This window comes from Aliisedimentitalea sp. MJ-SS2, from assembly GCF_032586155.1.
Classification (GTDB): Bacteria; Pseudomonadota; Alphaproteobacteria; order Rhodobacterales; family Rhodobacteraceae; genus JAWHTC01.
The window spans coordinates 1,262,718-1,275,849 of sequence record NZ_JAWHTC010000001.1 but is presented as its reverse complement, the minus strand read 5'-3'; the positions used below and the strand labels follow the sequence as shown (position 1 = coordinate 1,275,849).

The following is a 13,132-nucleotide window of genomic DNA, read 5'->3' as shown; positions in this document are numbered from 1 at the left end:
GTAGAAATTGTGATCCGCTCTGGCAGAGCAATGCGCCTGCGCGACAGAAAATCACAACTTTAGTACCCGTTACATAGTCTCTTAGCGTCGGAACTGCAACGTTGGTGAATCTCTCGATGTTTCTTGAGATCACCGATACCCTTGAAAAGAGTGAAGGTCAGAAAGCCTTCACGAACGATTTTGCCTGTATACTATGCCGCCCGGAAACCGACATTCGCTGCAACGAAGGTATTTGGTGAAGAGGGCTCATACCGGCCGTTCGCTGCAACTAGCTCCAAGGTCCGGTTTGGACCGTGAGCGGACCTTGTCGCGCAAGGCAGCACTTGTCGTTTTGGCCTTTGAGTAACTCCCAGCGGATGCCGTTCGGTTGGTGTCCCTTATGGCGTCCTGGATATAATAATATTTTAAAATCAATCAAATAGAGAGTTTAGTGGCGGAGAGACAGGGATTCGAACCCTGGGTGGGCTTGCACCCACAACGGTTTTCGAGACCGCCCCGTTCGACCACTCCGGCACCTCTCCGCGGGGGTCTGGAGCCTGCGTTTAATCGGCTTTGGCGCCCCTTGCAAGGGCCGTTTTGCATTGTTTTGAGATGCAAAAGGATTAGGTTCATAGACAAGCCGTGCGCAACAGGGAGATATCCATGCCTCATAGGGCCATTCACAGAGGGTTTTCACCATTTCTGGCGGGGGTTTTTGCGCTGATGTGTGCACTGGTCGGTGCATTCTACATGGCAAACCGAGCCAATGCCGCCGACCGCGACCGGGTCGAGGCATTCCTGCAGGTCACAGGGTTTGACGTGGCGCTCGATTCGATTGCGCTGGCGGCCGAAGACGCACCGACAATGCTCGGCCTCAGGGCCGAAGAGTTCGGCTACCAGTGGACACAGGCCGCGGAAGAGGTATTCGACCGAAATCTGATGCATGGCATGGCGCTGGACATCCTGGAAAAGGCGCTGAGCGAAGAATTGCTGACCCACGCTGCTGCCTTTTACGCCTCGCCGCTGGGTCTGCGGCTGGTCGAAGTCGAGAATGCCAGCCACATGGATGAAGATGATGAGGGCAGGCGCAAGGCTGGCGAAGCTTTGCTTGAGACGATGCGCCAGGAGGATCCCGACCGGCTGGCGCTGTTCGAGCGGATGAATGATGCGATTGACAGTTCGGGCATGAGCGTACGCGCGGTGCAGGAAATCCAGTTCCGCTTCCTGATGGCGGCGGTCGAAGCCGGGGTTGTCCGGTTGCGGCTGGACGAAGAGGAATTGCGGGCAATGCTCAAAGAGGATGAGGAGGAGATGAAGGCGCGGATGGCAGCCTCGGGGCTGGCAACATCGGCGCACACCTATCGCGGCTTCTCGACCGACGAGGTGCGGACCTATACCGAGGCGCTGGAAGATGAACGGATGAAGCAGGTTTACGTACTGATGAATGCGATCCAGTGGGAGGTCATGGCCAACCGTTTCGAGGCTTTGGCGGTCCGAATGGCGGGGATGGATCGGGGGGAAGAGCTTTGATCCAGCGAACACGGCGCGCCGTGCTTGTCGGGCTGGCTCTGTCTTGCCTGGCGTTTGTGTCACTGGTTCCGGCGCGTGCCATGGCGGCAGAAGCCGACTATGAGGCGCTGAACCGCGCGCTTGGAATCCCGGAGCTGCTTGTCATCATGCATGACGAGGGGCTGAGCTATGGGGCGGATCTGGGGGTCGAGTTTCTGCCCGACGGTGGCGGGGCCAGCTGGGCCGCCGTCGTGGCGCGGATTTACGATGTGCCCAAGATGCAGGTATCGGTTCTGACCGGACTGAAAACGGAACTGCCTCCGGAACATCTTCCGGCGATCCTGGAGTTTTTCCGCTCGGAGCGCGGCAAACGGATCGTTGCCCGGGAAATCCTGGCGCGCCGGGCCTTTCTCGACGGGGCCACAGAGGAAGCCGCCCGAGAGGCATTTCGTCGGGCAGAGGCGAACGCGGCAGCGGGCGAGGGCGATGACCAGTCGGTGCGGCTGGCGCTGCTCCGATCCTACATTGAGGCCAATGCCCTGGTCGATTTCAACGTGGCGGGCGGGCTGACGGCAAGCTTGCGGTTCTACCGCGGGCTGGTTGATGGCGGCGCTTCGGAGATGAGCGAAGAGGAGATGCTGGCCGAGGTCTGGAGCCAGGAAGCCGAGATCCGCAGCGATACCGGCGAATGGCTAATGGCCTATCTGATGATGGCCTATGACGAGTTGAGCGATGAAGATATCGAGGCCTATGTATCCCTGTCGAAAACTGAAGCCGGTAAGGCGCTGAACCGGGCGCTGTTTGCCGGGTTCGACGCGATGTATGCCGATCTGAGCTACGCCCTTGGGCTGGCGGTGGCGATGCAGATGAAAGGCGAGGACCTGTAGGGCGCAGGGTTCGGCGGGGCACGGTCATTCAACGAAAACCAGGTGGCGGTTATGGGCCGTGCACCATGAAAGCGACGGTCAGGGCTTCGGGATCGTGGCGGTAAAGGGCGATGTCCCGTGCCACTTGCCGCAAGAAAACCGGGCGCCGATTGGCCGGAATACGCACGAGGTCGCAGGCCGCCGTGACATGCGGGCCGCCGCCGCTGGTAATTTCGTCGATCAGGATTGTGTGGTGTTGCCGGACGTAAGAGGAGGCCTGGCTCCGTCGGGCGTCGTAGCTCGTGTTCTGGACCGCATTGCCGACGGCCCGCACCGGCAGGGTCAGCGGGTTGCCCAGATGACCGGCGTCACAGCCCGCCAGACCTGCAAGATGCAGGGTGAAAAGAAAGGCGCGTAAAATGGGGCAATCCCCCTTGACTTGTTATCCACATCGGAAGATAAGCCCGCATCCGGGCGCGGGGCAACCTGCGGCCGGTTGATGTTTTTAATGACGCCCCGATGGGCGCGCTGTTCGAGGCGGGATAACCCGGTAACACCCCAAAGGGGCGGCCACAGAACGCGGAAACCAAAAGGAAGACGCGCATGTTCGCAGTCATGAAGACCGGCGGCAAGCAATACAAGGTTCAATCGGGCGACACGCTCGCGGTTGAAAAGCTTGCAGCGGAAGCGGGTGAAACCGTTCAATTCAACGAAATTCTGATGCTGGGTGGCGACAAGGTTGTCGTGGGCGCCCCTCTGGTGGACGGCGCCGCTGTTCAGGCCGAGATCGTCGACCAGTTCAAGGGCGACAAGGTGATCCACTTTGTCAAGCGTCGCCGGAAGCACGGCTCCAAGCGCACCAAAGGCCACCGTCAGCAGTTGACCATGCTCAAGATCACCGAGATCCTTGAGAAGGGCGCAGACAAGACCGGCGTGAAGGCTGCTGTGGGAGCAGGCTCGGTTGCCGCGGTGGCTGTTGCCGCTGCTGCACCGAAGAAAGCCGCTCCGAAGAAAGAGGCCAAGAAGGCCGAGCCGAAAGCCGAGGCCAAGAAGGCCGAGCCGAAAGCCGAGGCCAAGAAAGCCGCCCCCAAGAAAGCTGCCAAGGCCGAAGGCGGCGACGATCTGAAACAGCTGTCGGGTGTTGGTCCGGCGCTGGAGAAGAAGCTGCATGAAGCGGGTGTCACCACCTTCGCGCAAATTGCGGCATGGAAAGCAGACGATATTGCTGCTATGGACGAGAAACTCAGCTTCAAAGGTCGCATCGAGCGCGAAGGCTGGGTTGAACAAGCCAAAGAACTGGCTAAGTAAGACCGGAATAGGAGAAGCGATATGGCACACAAGAAAGCTGGCGGTAGCTCCCGCAACGGCCGCGACTCAGCCGGTCGTCGCCTTGGCGTCAAGAAATACGGTGGCGAAGCGGTCATCCCGGGCAACATCATCCTGCGTCAGCGCGGCACCAAGATGTGGCCGGGCGAAGGCGTTGGCATGGGCAAAGATCACACCATCTTTGCAACCGCCGACGGCAACGTGAAGTTCCACAAGGGCCTCAAGGGCCGCACCTTTATTTCGGTCCTTCCAGTGGCGGAGGCCGCAGAATAAGCCGACCTTAAGGTTATGAGAATATAGGGGGATCGGCTGGAAAGCCGGTCCCCTTTCTTATTTCAGGAGTAGCCGAACGTGGCTGTCGCAGTCGTTTCATTTCTTGCCTTTGGCGCGTCCCAGGTCGGTACCCCCGGCCCGGCGAACATGGCATTGATGGCGACAGGCGCGCGGTTTGGTTTCCGCGCCGCACTGCCGTTCGTGGCCGGCGTGGCACTTGGCAAACAGCTCATCATCTGGCCCATCGGTTTCGGCCTTATGGGGCTGGCAGAAAGCGTGCCGTGGTTGTTCACTGCGCTAAAATGGGCTTGTGTCGCCTATATCTGCTGGTTGGCTTGGAAAGTGGCGAACCTGGAATTGAAACCCGGCGGACATGCAGACGACGCACCCGGGTTTCTGGCCGGGCTGCTGGTGCACCCGCTGAACCCCAAGGCCTGGGCGATGATTGTCACGGGATTTACCAGTTTCGTGAGTCCCGGCACTCCGGTCTTGCAGGCGACGGCGACCATTGCCATTTGCTTGTTGTCATTGCAGTTGATCCTGCACCCGATCTGGACTTTTGGAGGAGACCGGATCGCTCATCTCGTGGCTGGTACGCCGGCCGAGAAATACTTGATGTGGACGTTGGCGTCATTGACGGTTGCGTCTGTCCTGTTCGTGCTTTTTGGAGGAGAAAAAGCGCTATGATGTTGGAAAAAGTAATAAATCAGCCGGTCATTGAAACCGAGCGTTTCGATCTGCGTCCCCTTCGGGCCTCGGATCAGGGGTTGATCGAGCTTTATGGCGGTAACGCACGCGTGGCCAAGAATACCACGGCCATACCGCACCCGATGCCGCCCGGAGCGAGCGAGGATTTCATCCGAAGGGCCCAATCCGAAGACCGGATCGAGGATGTCTGGGCGATGGATGGGTCCAAGTCACAGGGCCATGAGGTCATGGGGATCATCGGTCTCAAGCGGATTGACCTCAAACAGTCCGAAATCGGCTATTGGGTGGCACCGGCATTTTGGAACGCGGGGTTAGCGCAAGAGGCGGTTGCCGCGATGATCGAGGCCAACCCTCAGGGCTGTGACACGATCTTTGCCAGCGTTTTTCAGGACAACCCGGCGTCGGCGCGGGTGCTGACCAACCAGGGGTTCCAGTACCTGGGCGATGCGGAAACTCATTCGGTGGCGCGCGCTGCAAACGTGCCCACCTGGACCTATAGTTTGAAATGTTGACCCTGGGTGGGCAGATTGCCCACCCTACGGTTGCGATGACCGGGCCGCAGGCCTAAGAGGACGACATGAAATTTCTCGATCTGGCCAAGGTTTACATTCGCTCGGGTGCGGGCGGTAACGGGTGCATCAGCTTCCGGCGTGAAAAGTACATCGAATACGGTGGCCCCGATGGCGGCGATGGCGGCCGCGGCGGTGATGTCTGGGCCGAGGCGGTCGAGGGGCTGAACACGCTGATCGATTTCCGCTATCAGCAACATTTCTTTGCCAAGAACGGGGTGCCCGGCATGGGTAAGCAGCGCACCGGCAAGGATGGTGATGACATCGTTCTGCGCGTGCCGGTGGGGACCGAGATTCTGGACGAGGACCAGGAAACGGTAATCGCCGACATTACCGAAGTGGGGCAGCGGGTTTTGCTGGCCAAGGGCGGCAATGGCGGGTTCGGTAACTTGCATTTCAAATCAGCCACCAACCAGGCCCCGCGCAGGGCTAATCCGGGCCTTGAGGGAGTAGACCGGACCCTGTGGCTGCGGCTGAAACTGATTGCCGACGCGGGGCTTTTGGGCCTGCCAAATGCGGGCAAGTCGACCTTCCTGGCAGCCACGTCGAATGCGCGGCCCAAGATCGCCGATTATCCATTTACCACGCTGCATCCCAATCTCGGGGTTGTCGGCGTCGATGGGGCAGAGTTCGTGATAGCCGATATTCCGGGCCTGATAGCCGGGGCGCATGAGGGCAAGGGGATCGGGGATCGGTTCCTGGGTCACGTGGAGCGCTGTTCGGTGCTGCTGCATCTGGTGGACGGCACCAGCGAGACGATTGCCGAGGATTACCACACCATCATTGGTGAGCTTGAGGCTTATGGCGGCCATCTGGCCGACAAACCGCGGGTGACGGCGCTGAACAAGGTTGACGCGCTGGACGAGGACGCCCGCGAAGAGGCCATGGCTGAGCTGCAGGAGGCCTGTGGAGGGCCGGTATTGGCAATGTCGGGCGTGTCGCGCGAAGGTCTGACCGAAGTTCTGCGCGCCGTACGCGGCGAGATCGAAGATGACCGGCTGCGTTTCAAACAGGCCGGGGAGGAGGCGCAACCGTGGCGTCCGTGACAGATGCAAAACGTCTGGTGATCAAGATCGGCTCGGCGCTTCTGGTCGACAAGGAAAGCGGTGGATTCAAGGCGGACTGGTTGAAATCCCTGGCAACGGATGTGGCCTGGCTCAAGCAGATGGGCAAGGACGTGGTTCTCGTCTCCTCTGGCTCGATTGCCCTTGGTCGTGGTGTGCTGGGCCTTCCGATGGTGGAATTGCCACTGGAGCAGGCGCAGGCGGCGGCTGCCGTCGGACAAATCCGGTTGGCACGGGCTTATGAAGAGGCCCTGGCGCCTTACGGGATCACCACGGCGCAGGTTCTGGTGACGCTTGAGGATTCAGCGGATCGGCGGCGGTATCTCAATTCCCGGGCGACGCTGGAACAACTGTTGCGGCTGGGCGTGGTGCCGATCGTCAATGAAAACGACACCGTGGCGACCGATGAAATCCGATACGGAGACAATGACCGGCTGGCCGCGCAGGTGGCGGTGACGGTTGAGGCCGATCAGTTGATCCTTCTCAGCGACGTCGACGGGTTCTATTCGGCCAATCCCACCGAGGACACGAATGCCAAACGCTATGACGTAATCGAACGCATCACCCCCGAGATCGAGGCGATGGCGGGCGATGCCGGATCCGGTCTTTCCAAGGGAGGGATGAAGACCAAGCTGATGGCCGGGAAGACCGCGACCAGCGCTGGCTGCGCCATGGCGATCACCGAAGGTATGCCGCTTAATCCCCTGAAGGCGCTGGAAAATGGTGCGCCGGCAACATGGTTCCTGGCGCAGGGGGACCCGCATGTGGCGCGCAAACGCTGGATCGCGTCAATGAAACCCAAAGGCGCGATCAGCGTCGATGCCGGGGCTGCACGGGCATTGAAACGCGGCACCTCGTTGTTGCCGGCGGGCGTGGCGATGGTGACAGGGGCTTTTGGCAGGGGCGACCCGGTAGAGATCCTCGATGATCACGGCCACAAGCTCGGCCAGGGGCTGAGCCGCTATACATCTGCCGAGGCGAACAAGATCAAAGGGCGGCGCAGCGAAGAAATTGAGGGCTGTTTGGGCTATCCAGGGCGCGCCGCGCTGATCCATCGGGACGATATGGCGCTGTGAGTGGATCACGGTGCGCATGAATGCGCACCCTACAAGGGTCGAAATTGTGCAAGACGGGTCAATACGACCGACGAGGAGTTGAAAACATGGCTGAGAACACGGAGATTCACACGGTGATGCAGAAGCTTGGTGCAGAGGCCAAGGCCGCTGCTGCCGAGCTGGGTTTTGCCAGTGCCGAACGCAAGCACGCCGCGTTGGTTGGTGCCGCCGAGGCTGTCTGGGCCCGGCGTGCCGAGATTATCGAGGCCAACAAAAAAGACCTCGCTTATGGCGCGGACAAGGGGTTGAGCCCGGCGATGATGGACCGGTTGATGCTGGACGAGGACCGCATTCAGGGTATGGTTGATGGTTTGCGCGCCGTGGCCGAACAGCCAGATCCGGTGGGCGAGGTCATGGCCGAATGGGATCGGCCGACGGGACTGCATATCAAGCGGGTGCGCACGCCGCTTGGCGTGATCGGGGTGATCTATGAAAGCCGCCCCAACGTGACGGCGGATGCAGGGGCGCTGTGCCTTAAATCGGGAAATGCGGTGATCCTGCGCGGTGGTTCGGAAAGCTTCCATTCCGCGGGTGCGATCCATTCCTGCCTGGTGGACGGGCTGAAATCCGCAGGCTTGCCTGAAAACGCAATCCAATTGGTGCCGACGCGGGATCGCGAGGCGGTTAAGGAACTCTTAACCATGACCGATTATATCGACGTGATCGTGCCGCGTGGAGGCAAGGGATTGGTGGGCCTCGTACAGCGCGAGGCGCGGGTGCCGGTCTTTGCTCATCTCGAAGGCATCGTACATGTCTATCTCGATGCCGCTGCCGATCCGGTCAAGGCGCTCAATGTGGTGATGAATGCCAAGACGCGTCGCACCGGCATTTGTGGCGCCGCCGAATGTCTGCTGGTGCATGAAAGCGTGGTGGATACCGTGGGGCAGGGCGTAATCCGGGCGTTAATCGACGCCGGGGTGACGGTGCATGCCGACGAAACCCTGAAGAAGATCAAGGGCACCGTGGCCGCCAGCCAGAACGACTGGGGCCGGGAATACCTCGATATGGATATCGCGGCGAAGGTCGTTCCGGACGTGGATGGCGCAATTGCCCATATCCGGCAATACGGTTCGGATCACACGGATTGCATCATCACCGAGGATGACGCCAGCGCCGCGCGGTTCTTTGAACGGCTCGATTCTGCGATCCTGATGCGTAATGCCTCGACACAGTTTGCGGATGGCGGCGAGTTCGGCATGGGCGCGGAAATCGGTATTGCTACCGGCAAGATGCATGCTCGCGGGCCAGTGGGTGCGGCACAACTGACGAGCTTCAAATATATCGTTGAAGGGGACGGGACGGTGCGCGCCTAAAAGGAAATCGACACGTCGGTTTCGCGGGTTGCGGTGGAAAGCGTGCGGCCAAGTTCGGCCACCGCCATGACTAGCAGGGCGAACTGCACATGCGCCGGCCGAAGCCCTTCGGGGACTTCGCCGGTAGCCAGCGGCTGCCAGAGCTCGGGTTCGCAGGCGACCCGGCCGCCTTCTCCGGTCACGCGTATGCCATGATCGTCACCAGTTACCGTGATGGTGCCGCCGCGGTGCAACGCGCTTTCGATGCAGAGAACGGCGAGATAGGCGGCCTGCACCTCGGCGCGGGGCAGATCGCCATTGGCTTGCCAGTTGACTGCGGAACGCCCTCCGGCGAAGGCATCGGCTGCGGTCTTGGCGGCCTCAGGGGCACCGACCATCTGTTCGCCTACCGTGTTGCCGAAGGCGACGCGAAAGAACTTGATCCGGGACGCGGCATTGGTCACGCTGTCGGCGATCAGAGTCAGTTCGGGGCTGTCGATGGGGCCGGCGATCGAGATCAGCTCGATCCCGTTGTGAATGGCGCCGACCGGGCTTATCAGGTCGTGGCAGATACGCGAGCCGACAAGCGTGGCAATCGTAAGGGGGGATTGGGTCATCTTCGACTCCGGTCTTGAGGATATATGGATAACGTCAACACGATACTGACACCCGGCATGCGTGTGCGCCACCCTGATCAACCGGATTGGGGCACCGGACAGGTACAATCCAACATCGGCGGCAAGATCACTGCGAACTTCCCGGAGGTGGGCAAGGTGGTGATCGACGGGACGCGCATCGCGCTGCTTCCCGTCTTTGATGACGGCTGAAAGTTATCAAAAGGTTAACGGGATTTAACCTTTCTTGCGCGGGGGAGTGAAGCGGCTTAAAACCGCGCCATGGCAGAGCATGGGGATAAGGCAGAGCCGCAATTCGAGGTGCGGTTGGCGCAAAGCGCGCAGGATGTGCGGGCGGCCCAGAGGCTGCGCTATGCCGTTTTTGTCGAGGAGCTGGGCAGCACCGGCGCGATGGTCGATCACGACGCGCGGCTGGAGCGGGACCGGTTTGACGATCATTCCGATCACTTGCTGTTGTTGGATCATACCCGCACGGCGGGACCAGTGGTGGGGGTGTATCGGTTGATGCAGAGTCATCATGCAAAGGCCGCCGGGCAATTCTATTCGGCGGATGAATATGACCTGGCACCACTGGTCGCCAGTGGCCGAATCCTGTTGGAGTTGGGCAGGTCGTGTTTGCTGCCGGAGTATCGTGGTGGGGCAGCAATGTATCACCTATGGAACGGGCTGGCGGATTACGTTGCCGAACACGGTGTCGAGGTCCTGTTTGGCGTTGCCAGCTTTCATGGCACCGACGTTCAGGCGCTGGCACACCCTATGTCCTTGCTGCACCATCGCCACTTGGCGCCCGAGGGGCTGCGGGTGCGCTCGAAGGTGTTTCAGCCGATGGACTTGGTGCATGAGGCGGATTTGGACCGCCGGGCGGCGATGCTGCAGGTGCCGGCATTGATCAAGGCCTATCTGCGATTGGGCGGTGTTGTGGGTGAAGGGGCCTTTATCGATCACGATTTCAACACCACCGACATTTGCCTGGTCATGGATACCGCGAAGATGAATGCCAAGAGCCGCAGTATTTACCGGGGGCGTGGCGTGTGATGCTGTGGGAAGAGGGGGAATATCCGGAGAAGCCCGAGTTCGGTCTAATCGACCGTCTGCGCGGGCTAATCAAGGGGTTGACCCTGGTTGTTCTGATCTTTGGTGGGCTGTTTGTGTTGATCCTGGTGCGGCTGGTCGAGCGGCCCATCTATGGGCTGCACCGACCCTGGACACCGTGGATTCCGCAGGGCGTCTGCGCCGGGACGCTCAAGGTTATGGGGATAGCCTATCACGCGAAGGGCAAGCGGATGGATCTGCACGGCACGGTGGTTGCCAATCATGGCTCGTGGCTGGACATTTTCGTGCTCAATGCCCGCAAACGGGCCTATTTCGTGTCGAAATCCGAGGTGGCGAAGTGGCCCGGGATCGGTTGGCTGGCCAAGGCGACCGGCACGGTGTTCATCAACCGAAATCCGCGCGAGGCCAAGGCACAGCAGGCGGTGTTCGAAAGTCGGCTGTTGGCGGGCCATAAGCTGTTGTTTTTCCCTGAGGGGACTTCGACGGATGGAAAACGGGTTTTACCTTTCAAACCAACGCTATTTCAGGCGTTTTTCTCACCACATCTGGAGCACGAGGTTTACATCCAGCCGGTGACGGTGGTTTATCGCGCGCCCGAAGACCAGGAGCCGCGGTTTTATGGCTGGTGGGGCGAAATGGATTTTGCGCCGCATCTGTGGCAGGTGCTTTGCGCGCGCCGACAGGGATCGGTGACGGTGATCTATCACGACCCGCTGAAGGTGGATGATTTTACCGGTCGCAAACCGCTGGCGGCAGCCTGTGAAGCGGCTGTGCGGGCGGGGATGGAACGGGAGGTGGCGGGCTGAAGCCCGCCCTACGCGATTGGTGCAGTCAGGGATTTGAGGGTGGCAACCGGGTCGTCGGCCAGCCACAACTCGTCACCGATACCGAAGAAATCGGTGACCGGGGCGAGGGTCGCCACCAGTTCGACGTCCAATGCGCCTTCAGCGACCACCGAAACCTCGATCATCGCGCTCCACCATTCAAACAGGTCGCGTTCGGCCACGGTTCCATCACCCAGTGGTGTGTCGCCGACAGGGCCGAAGCTGATGTAATCGGCACCGGATTCACCGGCTGTCATTCCATCGTGACGCGAGGCGCCGCAGAATGCGCCGACTATGGCGTCCTGGCCCAACTCCTTGCGCGCTTTGCGTACGGAACGCGGACCATCGGTCAGGTGCACGCCGTCAAGCCCCAGCCGTTCCACCAGCAGGATATGACGCTCGATTACCAATGCCACGTCGCGAGCGATGGTCACTTCACGCAGCGCATCGGCCGTGCGGCAGAGCGTGTCTTCGTCATGACTGCTGAGCGCCAGGCGGACGCAGGCGATCTCCGCAGCATCGAGAACCGCGCCCAACTGATCGGGAAAACGGCTGAGTTCGATCTCGGGCGGAGTGATGAGGTAGAGCTGCGGCTGCTCGGGCGCGTCCATGGGGGGCTCCTCGGATCAAGTCGCACCCGCTATAGCGCGAAAAACCGCGCCGCGCCAAGGGATTACTTTGGTGGAAGGGTCGCGGCGTTGTCCACGGCCATCGACGTCCATTGAGCGCGGCTTTCGTCATTGCTCATCGCGCTTTCTTCGACATCTATGAAGCCGCCCATGACGCGGCCGGTGAAATCCATAGGGCGGGCCCCGTCTATGGCCATGGCCGCAGCTTCGCGCTCTTTGCCGATGCGAAACATGGCGCCTCCCTTGTGTACGCCGCAGACCATGTTGCCGTTGAGCAAGAAACACAGCCCGCCGAACATCTTTTTCTCTGTGATGCCGTCGAGATGGATAAGATCGTCACGCATCATCTGCGCAAGTCCTTCGTCATAGGCCATGTGCGCCTCCCATTTCCCGTTAGCGTAGCGCGGATGCTGGGCTGCTCAAATGAGTATTTTACCAAGAAAGAGGGGCAGGGGGTTTCCCAAGCCGGGCGGGTCTAGTATCCGGCGCAGGAGTTTGGAGGATCAAGATGCCGACGGGAAAACCTCAACCAGCCTTTGTTCTGGTGCGCCCACAAATGGGTGAAAACATCGGGGCGGCGGCGCGTGCGATGTGGAACTTCGGGCTGGATCGAATGCGGGTGGTGGCGCCGCGCGATGGCTGGCCCAGCGAGAGGGCGGTTGCAATGGCCAGTGGTGCCGGGCGGCTCTTGGACGAGGCCGGGCTGTTTGATGACCTGTCCGGGGCTTTGGAAGACCGCACCTATGTCTACGCTACCACCGCAAGGTCGCGCGAGTTGACCAAGCCGGTGCTCAGCCCCGAGCACGCAATGCAAGAGGCGGCGCAGCGGATTGCGGGCGGCGAGAAAGTGGCCGTGTTGTTCGGGCCCGAGCGAGCCGGACTGGAGAACGAGGATATTGCCAAGGCAAACGCGATCATCTCGGTGCCGGTGAACCCGGTCTATGCCTCGCTGAACCTGGGACAATGCGTGTTGCTGACCGCCTATGAATGGATGCGCGCCACGGGAGAGGTAACCCATATGCTGGACGAGCCGGCCAAGGGCGACTGGGCCAATGGGCGCGAGATCGAAGCACTTGCGGCGCATTACGAGGAACGGCTGGAGGAGGCCGGATTCTTTTTCCCCGAGCACAAGGCGGCCAGCATGAAACTGAACCTGCGCAACCTGTGGAGCCGGATGCGGCTGACCGGGACAGACGTGCAGATGCTGCACGGGATCATGCGCCAGATGGTGCGTTGGAAGAACCGTTGAAGCCCGGTTAACGGCGGCATAGATTGGCGGGAATTCAAGGA

General features: G+C 60.7%; 17 protein-coding genes and 1 tRNA gene. 14 read left to right on the top strand and 4 right to left on the bottom strand.

All coding sequences use genetic code 11. From position 1 onward, the window contains the following. Nucleotides 1-431 precede the first annotated feature (431 nt). A tRNA-Ser gene (locus RXV86_RS06345) sits at nt 432-521 on the bottom strand. A gap of 121 nt (nt 522-642) precedes the next feature. On the opposite strand from RXV86_RS06345, the gene RXV86_RS06340 reads away from it, so the two are divergent. From RXV86_RS06340 to RXV86_RS06295, 10 genes are all read left to right on the top strand, one after another. Then, a complete protein-coding gene (locus tag RXV86_RS06340) occupies nt 643-1,509 on the top strand; it encodes a DUF2059 domain-containing protein (RefSeq protein WP_316298367.1) in 867 nt (288 codons plus the stop codon). Then, nucleotides 1,506-2,375, top strand: coding sequence for a DUF2059 domain-containing protein (locus tag RXV86_RS06335; RefSeq protein ID WP_316298365.1), 870 nt, complete (start codon nt 1,506-1,508; stop codon nt 2,373-2,375). Before RXV86_RS06340 ends, RXV86_RS06335 begins: the two co-directional genes overlap by 4 nt. A 58-nt stretch (nt 2,376-2,433) precedes the next feature. After that, entirely contained in the window at nt 2,434-2,772 is a 339-nt protein-coding gene (locus RXV86_RS06330) for a hypothetical protein (protein WP_316298363.1), read from the top strand. 185 nt (nt 2,773-2,957) lie between these two features. Next, nucleotides 2,958-3,662: a 50S ribosomal protein L21 gene (locus RXV86_RS06325; RefSeq protein WP_316298361.1), complete on the top strand. Its 705-nt coding sequence runs from the start codon at nt 2,958-2,960 to the stop codon at nt 3,660-3,662. A 21-nt stretch (nt 3,663-3,683) separates the two neighbouring features. Then, nucleotides 3,684-3,953 carry a 50S ribosomal protein L27 gene (rpmA, locus tag RXV86_RS06320; RefSeq protein WP_316298359.1) on the top strand — a complete coding sequence of 90 codons (270 nt, stop codon included), beginning with the start codon at nt 3,684-3,686 and terminating at the stop codon, nt 3,951-3,953. Between the two features lie 78 nt (nt 3,954-4,031). After that, complete coding sequence (locus RXV86_RS06315; protein ID WP_316298358.1) at nt 4,032-4,640, top strand: LysE family translocator; 609 nt, start codon at nt 4,032-4,034, stop codon at nt 4,638-4,640. Continuing rightward, nucleotides 4,637-5,173, top strand: coding sequence for a GNAT family protein (locus tag RXV86_RS06310; protein WP_316298357.1), 537 nt, complete (start codon nt 4,637-4,639; stop codon nt 5,171-5,173). Before RXV86_RS06315 ends, RXV86_RS06310 begins: the two co-directional genes overlap by 4 nt. 65 nt (nt 5,174-5,238) lie before the next feature. Beyond that, complete coding sequence (gene obgE / locus RXV86_RS06305; RefSeq protein ID WP_316298356.1) at nt 5,239-6,276, top strand: GTPase ObgE; 1,038 nt, start codon at nt 5,239-5,241, stop codon at nt 6,274-6,276. After that, on the top strand, nt 6,264-7,370 hold the full coding sequence (gene proB / locus RXV86_RS06300) for a glutamate 5-kinase (protein WP_316298354.1): 1,107 nt from the start codon (nt 6,264-6,266) through the stop codon (nt 7,368-7,370). Before obgE ends, proB begins: the two co-directional genes overlap by 13 nt. Before the next feature lie 86 nt (nt 7,371-7,456). Next, nucleotides 7,457-8,722, top strand: coding sequence for a glutamate-5-semialdehyde dehydrogenase (locus RXV86_RS06295; protein ID WP_316298353.1), 1,266 nt, complete (start codon nt 7,457-7,459; stop codon nt 8,720-8,722). On the opposite strand, the gene RXV86_RS06290 is transcribed toward RXV86_RS06295, so the two are convergent. Next, nucleotides 8,719-9,318, bottom strand: a complete 600-nt coding sequence (locus RXV86_RS06290; protein WP_316298352.1) for a histidine phosphotransferase family protein — start codon at nt 9,316-9,318, stop codon at nt 8,719-8,721. The two genes, RXV86_RS06295 and RXV86_RS06290, sit on opposite strands and share 4 nt — an antisense overlap. Before the next feature lie 24 nt (nt 9,319-9,342). Here RXV86_RS06290 and RXV86_RS06285 point away from each other — a divergent pair, with 24 nt between their 5' ends. The 3 genes from RXV86_RS06285 (at nt 9,343) to RXV86_RS06275 (ending at nt 11,195) form a co-directional block, all read left to right on the top strand. Beyond that, nucleotides 9,343-9,528 carry a DUF3553 domain-containing protein gene (locus RXV86_RS06285; protein WP_316298350.1) on the top strand — a complete coding sequence of 62 codons (186 nt, stop codon included), beginning with the start codon at nt 9,343-9,345 and terminating at the stop codon, nt 9,526-9,528. Between the two features lie 69 nt (nt 9,529-9,597). Next, nucleotides 9,598-10,371: a GNAT family N-acyltransferase gene (locus RXV86_RS06280; protein ID WP_316298348.1), complete on the top strand. Its 774-nt coding sequence runs from the start codon at nt 9,598-9,600 to the stop codon at nt 10,369-10,371. Beyond that, nucleotides 10,371-11,195, top strand: coding sequence for a lysophospholipid acyltransferase family protein (locus tag RXV86_RS06275; RefSeq protein WP_316298346.1), 825 nt, complete (start codon nt 10,371-10,373; stop codon nt 11,193-11,195). Before RXV86_RS06280 ends, RXV86_RS06275 begins: the two co-directional genes overlap by 1 nt. Nucleotides 11,196-11,203: 8 nt before the next feature. Here RXV86_RS06275 and RXV86_RS06270 read toward each other — a convergent pair whose 3' ends face one another. After that, nucleotides 11,204-11,824 (bottom strand): thiamine phosphate synthase, encoded by a 621-nt coding sequence (locus tag RXV86_RS06270; RefSeq protein WP_316298345.1) that lies wholly within the window; start codon nt 11,822-11,824, stop codon nt 11,204-11,206. Between the two features lie 62 nt (nt 11,825-11,886). Further along, the gene (locus tag RXV86_RS06265) at nt 11,887-12,216 is read right to left on the bottom strand and encodes a TfoX/Sxy family protein (protein WP_316298344.1); all 330 of its coding nucleotides are present in this window, start codon (nt 12,214-12,216) and stop codon (nt 11,887-11,889) included. A 134-nt stretch (nt 12,217-12,350) separates the two neighbouring features. Between RXV86_RS06265 and RXV86_RS06260 the strand changes: the two genes are divergently transcribed. Beyond that, complete coding sequence (locus RXV86_RS06260) at nt 12,351-13,091, top strand: RNA methyltransferase (RefSeq protein ID WP_316298343.1); 741 nt, start codon at nt 12,351-12,353, stop codon at nt 13,089-13,091. The last annotated feature ends 41 nt before the right edge of the window (nt 13,092-13,132 follow it).